9 protein-coding genes are annotated in these 9,357 nt (G+C 63.6%); 3 read left to right on the top strand and 6 right to left on the bottom strand.

Annotated elements, in window-relative coordinates; genetic code table 11:
- On the bottom strand, window positions 1-558 hold a 558-nt coding region (locus VDP82_RS09335), incomplete at its 3' end, for an SIMPL domain-containing protein (RefSeq protein WP_323014577.1).
- 183 nt (window positions 559-741) lie between these two features.
- On the opposite strand from VDP82_RS09335, the gene VDP82_RS09330 reads away from it, so the two are divergent.
- The 3 genes from VDP82_RS09330 (at window position 742) to VDP82_RS09320 (ending at window position 5,100) form a co-directional block, all read left to right on the top strand.
- A complete protein-coding gene (locus tag VDP82_RS09330) occupies window positions 742-1,893 on the top strand; it encodes a fumarylacetoacetate hydrolase family protein (RefSeq protein WP_323014576.1) in 1,152 nt (383 codons plus the stop codon).
- Window positions 1,894-1,916: 23 nt separating this feature from the next.
- On the top strand, window positions 1,917-3,356 hold the full coding sequence (locus VDP82_RS09325; RefSeq protein WP_323014575.1) for an aldehyde dehydrogenase family protein: 1,440 nt from the start codon (window positions 1,917-1,919) through the stop codon (window positions 3,354-3,356).
- Window positions 3,357-3,480: 124 nt separating this feature from the next.
- Entirely contained in the window at window positions 3,481-5,100 is a 1,620-nt protein-coding gene (locus tag VDP82_RS09320) for an MFS transporter (protein ID WP_323014574.1), read from the top strand.
- A gap of 54 nt (window positions 5,101-5,154) precedes the next feature.
- On the opposite strand, the gene phoB is transcribed toward VDP82_RS09320, so the two are convergent.
- The 5 genes from phoB to VDP82_RS09295 all read right to left on the bottom strand — a co-directional run.
- Window positions 5,155-5,856: a phosphate regulon transcriptional regulator PhoB gene (gene phoB / locus VDP82_RS09315; RefSeq protein WP_323014573.1), complete on the bottom strand. Its 702-nt coding sequence runs from the start codon at window positions 5,854-5,856 to the stop codon at window positions 5,155-5,157.
- Window positions 5,857-5,923: 67 nt separating this feature from the next.
- Window positions 5,924-6,634 carry a phosphate signaling complex protein PhoU gene (gene phoU / locus VDP82_RS09310; protein WP_323014572.1) on the bottom strand — a complete coding sequence of 237 codons (711 nt, stop codon included), beginning with the start codon at window positions 6,632-6,634 and terminating at the stop codon, window positions 5,924-5,926.
- 24 nt (window positions 6,635-6,658) lie between these two features.
- The gene (gene pstB / locus VDP82_RS09305) at window positions 6,659-7,441 is read right to left on the bottom strand and encodes a phosphate ABC transporter ATP-binding protein PstB (protein ID WP_323014578.1); all 783 of its coding nucleotides are present in this window, start codon (window positions 7,439-7,441) and stop codon (window positions 6,659-6,661) included.
- A 71-nt stretch (window positions 7,442-7,512) separates the two neighbouring features.
- Window positions 7,513-8,871, bottom strand: coding sequence for a phosphate ABC transporter permease PstA (pstA, locus tag VDP82_RS09300; protein WP_323014571.1), 1,359 nt, complete (start codon window positions 8,869-8,871; stop codon window positions 7,513-7,515).
- Window positions 8,868-9,357: PstC family ABC transporter permease (locus VDP82_RS09295; RefSeq protein ID WP_323014570.1), on the bottom strand; the 490-nt coding region annotated here is incomplete at its 5' end. The genes VDP82_RS09295 and pstA, both read right to left, overlap by 4 nt.

Here is a 9,357-nt window from a genome sequence, read left to right as displayed (position 1 = left end):
GATTTCGTCCAGCGTCACATTGGCGGCGTCGGCATAGAGCTCAGCCTTGGCGCGGGCGTCGGCAAAGGCGGCCTTGCGGGCCTGATTGTAGAGGTCCGACGGATCGGCCACCGAGAAGCTGACGCCGTTGACGGTGTTGGCGCCGATGGTGACGGATTTGTCGAGAATGGTGCCCAGAGCGTCAAGCTTGCGCACCGTTACGGTTACCGTATTGCTAACCTGATAGCCATTGATGCGAGGCGGAAGGGAATAGCCATTCTCGTCGCGCTCGTCGGAATAGACATAGTTCGGATTGACCGAAAAGCCCGAAGTCTGGATGTCGCGCGCTTCGATACCGGAGGCCTTGAGCGCCGCGATCAGCTCGCTCATGGCGGCGGTATTGGCGTCAAGTGCCTCGCGCGCCGAGGCGCCCTGGGTGGTGACGCCGGAATTGATCTGGGCCATGTCGGGGGCCGCCAGCACTTCGCCGCGGCCTTCAATGGTGATGGTGCCCGCCAGTGCAGGCAGGGAAAGGCCGGCCATCAGGGCAAAGGGAACGAGGGCAGCAAGACGACGCATGAGTTTACTCCTGGATAGGTTGCGGGGAGTCCTCCCCGACCAATGCGTCAGTATTGCGGCGCGGATGAACCGGAGTTGAACGGTGCTGTGAACTCGGGTTCATGAACAAAAGTATGACTTTGCGCGCTTGCCCTGCGCCGGGCCGGTAGGGTACTCACTGCCCATCACTTGGAGAGCGGAAACATGGGCGAAAGGCTTTATCCGGACGGCATCTTGCTCGGTCGCGCGCTGGTGCCTGGCCATGACCATCCGCGCATCGTCACGGTTCGGGACGGAATGGTGGTCGATATCACCGCCAAAGGCATGGCCAGCGTGCGCGATATCGCCGAAAGCGGTCGTGCCGCAGAGCATGTGGCGCAGGCGCCGGGGGTGCCTCTGGGAGATGCGGACGCGATTCTCGCCAACTCCCTGGCTGGTGCCGGGCGCGACGAACTGCCCCGGCTGCTCTCGCCCATCGACCTGCAGGCGATCAAGGCCTCTGGCGTGACCTTCGTGGTCTCGCTGCTCGAGCGGGTCATCGAGGAGCAGGCGCGGGGCGACAAGGGCCGCGCCGATGCGCTGCGTGGCGAAATCCTGGGCCTGATCGGTACTGACCTCAGCGAGCTGGTGCCGGGCTCGGAAACGGCCATGAAGGTCAAGGCAGCACTGATCGAAAAGGGCGTCTGGAGCCAGTATCTGGAGGTTGGTATCGGCCCCGATGCCGAAATCTTCACCAAAGGCCAGCCCATGAGTTCGGTGGGCTATGGCGCCGAAATTGGGCTGCATCCGGTTTCGAGCTGGAACAATCCCGAGCCCGAGGTCGCTCTTCTGGTTACCAGCACCGGCGCCATCATCGGGGCGACGCTGGGCAATGACGTCAATCTGCGCGATGTCGAAGGCCGTTCGGCCCTGTTGCTCGGCAAGGCCAAGGACAACAATGCCTCGGCGGCGCTGGGTCCGTTCGTCCGGCTTTTCTCGGGTGAGTTCACCCTTGAAACGATCAAGACCTGCGAAATCGCCTTGCGCGTTGAGGGAGAGGACGGCTTCGTTCTCGATGGCCACTCCTCGATGGCGCAGATTTCCCGCACGCCCGAATCGCTGGTTGCCGCCACCATCGGCAGCCATCACCAATATCCCGATGGGCTGGTGCTCTATCTGGGCACCATGTTCGCACCGGTTCAGGACCGGGGCGGGGCGGGGCAGGGCTTCACCCACAGGCTGGGCGATGTCGTCACGATCTCGACACCCACGCTCGGTACGCTTTCCAACCGCGTCAATCTTTCCACCAAATGTCCGCCCTGGACCTATGGCGCCAGCCATCTGCTGCGCGATCTGGCCCGGGCCGACCTTCTCTAGTTTTATCTGAAAGGCACCCCAAAATGGCTGAACTGCACAAGAACCTTATCGATGGGGAATGGGTGGGCGCGGACGGGAGCGAGAATATCAATCCCTCCGACCTCAAGGACGTGGTGGGGGTCTATGCCCGCGCCAGCGCCGAAGAAACCAAGCAGGCCATCGCCGCCGCCAAGGCCGCCTTTCCGGCCTGGTCACGCTCGGGTATCCTCGAACGCCATGCGATCCTGCGCAAGACCGCAGACGAAATCCTGGCCCGCAAGCAGGAATTGGGCGAGCTTTTGAGCCGCGAGGAAGGCAAGACCCTTCCGGAAGGCATTGGCGAGGCGACCCGCGCCGGCCAGATCTTCGACTTCTTCGCTGGTGAAGTGCTGCGTCTTTCGGGCGAAGTGCTGCCCAGCGTGCGCCCGGGCGTCGGCGTCGAGATCACCCGGGAGCCGGTGGGCGTTGTCGGCATCATCACGCCGTGGAACTTCCCCATCGCCATTCCGGCCTGGAAGGTCGCACCCGCCCTGGCCTACGGCAATACCGTGGTCATCAAGCCCGCCGACCTGGTGCCGGGCTCGACCTGGGCCATCGTCGATATTCTGGTCCGAGCCGGCTTGCCCAAGGGTGTGCTGAACCTGGTGATGGGCCGCGGCTCGGTGGTGGGGCAGACCATGCTCGACAGCCCCGATGTCAATGCCATCAGCTTCACCGGCTCGGTGGGCACCGGCAAGCGCGTTGCCGAAGCCTCGATCAAGCATGGCCGCAAGTTCCAGCTCGAAATGGGCGGCAAGAACCCGACCGTGGTGCTGGATGACGCCGACCTTAAGGTGGCGGTGGAAAGCGTGGCGCAGTCGGCCTTCTTCTCCACCGGCCAGCGCTGCACGGCGTCGAGCCGCGTGATCGTGACCGAGGGTATCCACGATGCCTTCGTCGATGCCTTGTGCGAGCGCACCAAGAATTTGCGCGTCGGCCATGCGCTGGACAAGAATACCGAAATCGGCCCGGTGGTCGATCCGAGCCAGCTCAAGCAGGATATGGACTATATCGGCATCGGCCAGGACGAGGGCGCCCAGTTGCGGGCTGGTGGGCAGCGCGTCAATGCGCCGACCGAGGGCTATTTCCTGCAGCCGGCGCTCTTTACCGGCGCGACCAATTCCATGCGCATCGCCCGAGAGGAGATCTTCGGGCCGGTGGCGGCCGTCATCAAGGTCAAGGATTACGAGGAAGCCCTCGCCACGGCCAATGACACTGAATTCGGCCTCTCCGCCGGTATCGTCACCACCTCGCTCAAATATGCCACGCATTTCAAGCGGAACGCCGAGGCCGGTATGGTCATGGTCAATGTTCCCACCGCAGGCGTGGATTTCCACGTGCCGTTCGGCGGGCGCAAGGGCTCGAGCTACGGTCCGCGCGAGCAGGGCAAGTACGCCGCCGAGTTCTTCACCATCGTCAAGACCGCCTATACCGCTGCTGGCTAGGCTGGATTTGCTTTCCAGGCAGTTGAACCCCGGGCTCGCGCCCGGGGTTTTGTGTTTTGGGCGGTCGTCCGGTTGTCAATGTCGGGCACCCACCCTAGAGATAGGAGGAGCGAGAGGATTCGTTATGGCTGACAAGGTGCTGGCTCCGTTCCGGCATGAAACCTTCCGCATGCTGTGGCTGGCCACGCTGGTGTCCAATCTGGGCGGGCTCGTGCAATCCGTGGGCGCCGGCTGGATGATGACCACGCTGACCAGTTCCCACAACATGGTTGCGCTGGTTCAGGCTTCGACCTCATTGCCGATCATGGTATTTTCGCTGGCGGCGGGGGCGCTGGCGGATAATTTCGACCGCCGTATCGTGATGATCATTGCCCAGATCGGCATGGCCGTCGTCTCCATGCTGCTGGGGGTGATGGCTTTCATGGGCCTTCTCACGCCCTGGCTGTTATTGAGCTTCACCTTTCTCATCGGCTGCGGCACGGCGCTGTTCAACCCGTCCTGGCAGGCCTCGGTGGGCGATATCGTGCCGCGTGAGGACTTGCCCGGGGCGGTGACGCTCAATTCCATGGGCTTCAACATGATGCGCAGCGTCGGCCCAGCGGTGGGCGGCGTGATCGTCGCCTTTGCCGGCGCCGCAGCGGCCTTCGCCCTCAATGCGCTGAGCTATCTGCCGCTGATCGTGGCGCTGTTCCGCTGGAAGCCAGTGCGTACGCCCAACCTGCTGCCGCGTGAGGATTTTGTCAGCGCCATCCTGGCGGGGCTTCGCTATGTGTCGCTTTCCCCCAATCTTACCACGGTCCTCTTCAGGGGCTTCCTTTTCGGCCTTGCGGCAGTGTCGATCCTGGCGCTGCTGCCGTCGGTGGCCAGCGAAGCGGTCGGGGGCGGGGCGATGGTCTATGGCACGCTGCTGGGATGCTTCGGGCTGGGGGCGATCGGTGGTGCCTTCCTCAATGGTCGCGTGCGCGAGAAATTCAGCAATGAAACCATCGTGCGGGCGGCGTGCCTGGGCTTTGCCGTCAGTTGCGCCGCCCTCGGGCTGAGCCGCGATCTGCTGCTCAGTCATGCCATGCTTCTGCCGGCGGGGGCCTGCTGGGTGCTGGCACTGTCGCTGTTCAACGTCTCGATCCAGCTCTCCTCGCCGCGCTGGGTGGTGGGACGGGCCCTCTCGCTGTACCAGACCGCTACTTTCGGGGGCATGGCGGCGGGCAGTTGGCTCTGGGGCGCCAGCGCCGATGCCTTCGGGGTGGGCGTGGCGCTGATCCTGGCCAGCCTTATGCTGGTGGGCTGCGGGCTTGTTGGTCTGCGTTTGCCGCTGCCTGAATTCGATTCGCGCGACCTCAATCCGCTCAATACTTTCAATGAGCCGGTGCTGAAGCTGGACTTGCGGCCGCGCAGCGGCCCCATACTGGTGATGATCGAATATCGCATCGACCAGGAGGATATTCCGCGCCTGCTTTCCCTGATGGCGGCGCGGCGGCGCATCCGCATCCGCGATGGTGCCAGGCAATGGGCGCTTCTGCGCGACCTGGAGCGGCCCGATATCTGGGTGGAATCCTACCACGTTCCGACCTGGGTGGATTATGTGCGGCATAATTTGCGCCGCACCAAGGCTGATGCGGACAATAGCGAGCAATTGCGTGCGCTGCATCGCGGCAGCGAGCCGCCGCAGGTGCACCGCATGATCGAACGGCTGACCGTTCCTGTGAATGACGACATGCCCTTGCGGCAATTGCCCGAGGTGTAGCGCCAGACGGAGCTTGCGCGGCAAAACCGGCGTGCATCTTTGTCGAAGATGGCTCTATGCCTGCTGGGCGAAACGCTCGTCGAAGGCGTAGCCGGCACCACGCACGGTGCGGATCGGGTCGGCTTCCTTGCCCCGGTTGATAGCGCGACGCAGACGGCCGATATGAACGTCCACCGTGCGCTCGTCGACATAGACGTCGTTGCCCCAGACGCCGTCGAGCAGTTGTTCGCGCGAATAGACGCGGCCGGGATGACGCATGAGATATTCGAGCAGGCGGTATTCGGTGGGGCCGAGATGGACGTCGCGGTTGCCGCGACGCACGCGGTGCGTGGTGCGATCGAGTTCGAGATCGCCCACCTTGAGCGCGGCCGTCACCAGGTTGGGGTTGGAGCGACGCAACAGGGCATGGATGCGAGCCACCAGTTCGGGCACGGAAAAGGGTTTGACCACATAGTCGTCGGCGCCGGTTGCCAGGCCTCGAACGCGCTCCTCCTCCTCGCCGCGCGCGGTGAGCATGATGATGGGCACGCGGGCGGTTTCATCGCGGGCGCGCAGGCGCCGGCAGAGCTCGATGCCCGAGACTTCCGGCAGCATCCAGTCGAGCAGGATGAGATCGGGCAGCTTTTCGGCAATGGCCTGCTGCGCCTCGTCGCCGGTTTCGGCGGTAACGACACGAAAACCTTCGGCTTCGAGGTTGTAGCGGAGAAGAATGGCGATATCGCCTTCGTCTTCAACGACGAGGATAGTCGCGGGCATGGGGGCTCCCATTGTGCCGGCAGGCGGCGTTCAGTCCATGAAAAGGCGGTCGGCCGGGTGGGGCCGCCTAGGTCTTGATCTGGGTGCGCTGCAATTCCTGCACTTCGCTGGTCAATTGCTTGCCGGTCTGCAGGTAATAGGCGCGCTCGGCGATGTTGGTGGCGTGGTCGCCGATACGCTCGAGATTTTTGGCGCAGAACAGCAGATGGGTGCAGGGCGTGATATTGCGCGGGTCTTCCATCATATAGGTGAGCAGTTCGCGGAACAGCGAGGTGTGCATGGCGTCCACCTCGTCGTCGCGGTTGCACACTTCGATGGCGGCTTCGGCATCGCGGTTGGAATAGGCATCCAGCGCTTCCTTGACCTGGCGCAGCACCAGCGCCGTCATGTTCTTGACGCCGTTGTAGAAGGTGGGCTGCAAATTCATGCCTTCGAGCTTGAGGGAGCGGCGGGCCAATTGCTTGGCCATGTCGCCCACGCGCTCCAGGTCGGAGGCGACATGGATCGAGGTGATGATGGCGCGCAGGTCGGACGCCATGGGCTGGCGCCGGGCGATCATGGACACGGCCATATCGTCGATGCGACGCTGCATGTCGTCGATGCGCTGGTCGGCGATGATGGTGAGATCGGCCAGCTCGCGGTCGAGTCGGAGCAGCGACTTGGTGCCGTTCTCGATGGCGACTTCGACTAGGCCGCCCATTTCGGCAATGGACTGGGCCAGGAAAGTCAGCTCGTCGCTATAGGCGGTGACGATATGGTCGGTGCCGGTGGTGGGCATGGCATAATCCTCCGGGGCGCGGCCTTAGCCGATGCGGCCCATAATGTAATCCTGGGTCTGCTTGTTGACCGGATTGGTGAAGATGTCCTCGGTCACTCCTTCCTCGACCAGGTTTCCCAGGTGAAAAAAGGCCGTCTTCTGGCTGACGCGGGCAGCCTGCTGCATCGAGTGGGTGACGATGACGATGGTATAGTTTTCGCGCAATTCATCGATGAGTTCCTCGATGATGGCGGTGGCGATGGGGTCGAGCGCCGAGCAGGGTTCGTCCATGAGAATGACTTCGGGGCCGACGGCGATGGCGCGGGCAATGCACAGGCGCTGCTGCTGGCCGCCCGAGAGACCGGTGCCCGGCTCGTGCAGGCGGTCCTTCACTTCCTCGAACAGCCCTGCCTTGCGTAGAGACGAGACGACGATTTCGTCCAGATCGGTCTTGCTGCGCGCCAGCCCGTGGATCTTGGGGCCGTAGGCGACGTTCTCGTAAATCGACTTGGGGAAGGGATTGGGTTTCTGGAATACCATGCCGATGCGGGCCCGCAGCTCCACGACGTCCAGGCTCGGATCGTAGATATCCTCTCCATCGAGTTCGATCCTGCCGCCGACGCGGGCCCCCTCGATAGTGTCGTTCATGCGGTTGAAGCACCGCAGGAAGGTGGACTTGCCGCAGCCCGAGGGCCCGATAAAGGCGGTGACGGCCCGATCGGGAATATCGATGGAAATACCGTGCAGCGCCTGCTTTGCGCCGTAGTGCACGGTGACATCGCGGGCGGTCAGGCGGATGGGGCGCTCCAGGGCGTCGATGGGGTTCATGGCGGTGTTCATGGTTTGCGGGGTCATCTTAACCTTGCCGGCAAGCACGTCCATTTGGGAAAGACCTTCTCTTATGCGCGTTTTTCGAGGCGCGAGCGCAGGAAAATGGCGACGGCGTTGAGCGAGATCATGAAGCCGAGCAGCACCAGGATCGCCGCAGATGTGCGCGGTTCGAAGAAATTGCGGTTTTCATTGGCCTGCCAAAGATAGATCTGCACGGGCAGGGCCGTGGCCTGCTCCACCGGCGTCGCGGGGACGGCAGCGACGAAGGCATTCATGCCGATCAGCAGGAGCGGCGCCGTCTCGCCCAGGGCCTGGGCCACACCGATGATGGTGGCGGTGAGGATGGAGGGAAAGGTGACCGGCAGCACGTGGTGGAACACCATCTGGGTCTTGGAGGCGCCCATGCCGAGCGCCGCCTGGCGCAGGGCCGGGGAAACGCCCTTCAACGCGGCCCGGGTGGCGATGATGATGGTAGGCAGGGTCATCAGGGTCAGCACCAGGCCGCCCGCCAGGGGAGCGGAAAGCGGCAGGTGGAACCAGTTGATGAAGACGGCGGCGCCCAGAAGGCCGAAGACGATGGACGGCACGGCGGCGAGATTGTTGATATTGACCTCGATGAGATCGGTGAAACGCGACTTGGGCGCGAATTCCTCGAGATAGATGGCGCTGCCGACCCCAATGGGAACTGCAAGCAGGATGACGATGAGCATCATCCAGAACGAACCCATCAGAGCACCGAGCAGGCCGGCAGAGGCAGGCGCGGAGCGGCTGTCGACATTGGAAAAAAGCGACCAGGCAAAACCCTGGGTGATGGTGCCGTTTTCCTCGAAAATATCGATGAGCGCGCGGGTCGGCGCCGGCAATTGCTGCTGGGCGTCGCCGAGATCGCGGTTGATGTTGCCCTTGACCCAATTGTCGGTATTGGCCGAGGCGAGCAGGTCGACGCTGACGGTCTGGCCGAGTAGGCTGGGATCGTTGACGAAAAGCTCGCGGACGCGATGGCGGGCATCAGTTTCGGCAATGGCCAGGATCTGGCGGCTGTCGATGTCGAAGCCGGCGGGAGCGGCCTCGCGCAGGCCCGCCTCGATGACGGTGTTCCAGTTGAGCATGGCCACCTGGCGCTGCCAGGCCAGGGTCGCGGCGCGGAAATCGGCGTCCGACTGACCGTTCTGGCGCTCGGGGGCGGGGTCCACCTTGAGCGTAGCGGGATCGAAGGTGATCGCCAGGTGCAGATTGGACTGGGTAAAGGCGGGAATGCCCTTGCGCAGCACGTCGGTGAACAGCAGGGCGACGAAGCCGAGCGCCAGCACGATGGCAACGATGCCGAGCGCACGGAATAATTTCTCGCCCGTCTGGCGTCGGGCAAGGCCGGCGCGGATGCGGGCGGTGCGCTCGAAGCCGCCGGAGGCCGAAGAGGTGCTGGTCATTCGTACTGCTCCCGGAAGCGGCGGACGATATAGAGGGCGATGATGTTGAGGCAGAGCGTCATGATGAAAAGCGTGAGCCCCAGCGCGAAGGCGACCAGCGATTGCGGCCCGGTGAAATCGGTGTCGCCGGTCAGCTGGTTGACGATGGAAACGGTGATGGTGGAGACCGGCTCCAGCGGATTGCCGCGCAGGATGGGGGCATTGCCCGCCGCCAGCACCACGATCATGGTTTCGCCGATGGCGCGGCTCACGGCCAGCAGGAAGGCGCCGACAATGCCGGGCAGGGCGGCAGGAAGAAGCACGCTGCGAATGGTTTCGGACTGGGTGGCGCCCAGCCCATAGGCGCCATCGCGCAGGCTGGTCGGCACCTGGTTGAGGATGTCATCGGAAAGCGAGGAGATGAAGGGCACGATCATCACGCCCATGACCAGTCCGGCGGTGAGCGCGCTGGTGGCGCTGATGGAAAGACCGACGGCCGCGCCCATG

This window comes from Devosia sp., from assembly GCF_034675085.1.
Lineage (GTDB): Bacteria > Pseudomonadota > Alphaproteobacteria > Rhizobiales > Devosiaceae > Devosia.
The sequence above is the reverse complement of the archived record's forward strand: the minus strand, read 5'-3'. Positions and strand labels throughout refer to the sequence as shown.

What these genes read in the sequence shown, in the direction of transcription:
- VDP82_RS09330 (WP_323014576.1), top strand. Translation starts at nt 742, where the DNA reads ATGGGCGAAAGGCTTTATCCGGACGGCATCTTGCTCGGTCGCGCGCTG.
- VDP82_RS09325 (WP_323014575.1), top strand. Translation starts at nt 1,917, where the DNA reads ATGGCTGAACTGCACAAGAACCTTATCGATGGGGAATGGGTGGGCGCG.
- VDP82_RS09320 (WP_323014574.1), top strand. Translation starts at nt 3,481, where the DNA reads ATGGCTGACAAGGTGCTGGCTCCGTTCCGGCATGAAACCTTCCGCATG.
- phoB (WP_323014573.1), bottom strand. Translation starts at nt 5,856, where the DNA reads ATGCCCGCGACTATCCTCGTCGTTGAAGACGAAGGCGATATCGCCATT.
- phoU (WP_323014572.1), bottom strand. Translation starts at nt 6,634, where the DNA reads ATGCCCACCACCGGCACCGACCATATCGTCACCGCCTATAGCGACGAG.
- pstB (WP_323014578.1), bottom strand. Translation starts at nt 7,441, where the DNA reads ATGAACCCCATCGACGCCCTGGAGCGCCCCATCCGCCTGACCGCCCGC.
- pstA (WP_323014571.1), bottom strand. Translation starts at nt 8,871, where the DNA reads ATGACCAGCACCTCTTCGGCCTCCGGCGGCTTCGAGCGCACCGCCCGC.